Below are 482 nucleotides of genomic sequence, written 5' to 3' on the forward strand. Positions count from 1 at the left end.
AATGTAGTAACGGTGGACTAGAGGGTGCGAATAATGGAAAAATCACAGTACCAGCAGGAGTAACATCGTTTACAATTACAACACCAACAGTAGATGATGACTTAAAAGAAGATACAGAAGCGTATTCTATTTCTGTAGGTGGAGTAGATGCAACAGGAACAATCTTAGATAATGAAGAAGATATAGAAGTATCAAGTGTAACAAGTGATACACAAACAGAAGGAACTTCTTTAGTTCACACTGTAACATTAAGTGGAGAAGCAGAAGCTGCAAAAGAGTATGACTTTACATTTAACAATGGAACAGTAGAAGATGAAGATATAGGAACCCTTCAATTTAGTAATGGTGTAACATATGATGCAAGTACTGGAAAAATCACAGTACCAGCAGGAGTAACATCGTTTACAATTACAACACCAACAGTAGATGATGACTTAAAAGAAGATACAGAAGCGTATTCTATTTCTGTAGGTGGAGTAGAT

Annotated in this window: 1 protein-coding gene; it reads left to right on the plus strand. The window is 35.9% G+C overall.

Features of this window, described 5'->3' with window-relative positions; genetic code table 11:
- Positions 1 to 482: Calx-beta domain-containing protein (locus tag CRV02_RS14410; RefSeq protein WP_258239330.1), on the plus strand; the 482-nt coding region annotated here is incomplete at both ends.

This window comes from Arcobacter sp. CECT 8989 (assembly GCF_004116715.1).
In the GTDB taxonomy this organism is placed as follows: Bacteria; Campylobacterota; Campylobacteria; order Campylobacterales; family Arcobacteraceae; genus Halarcobacter.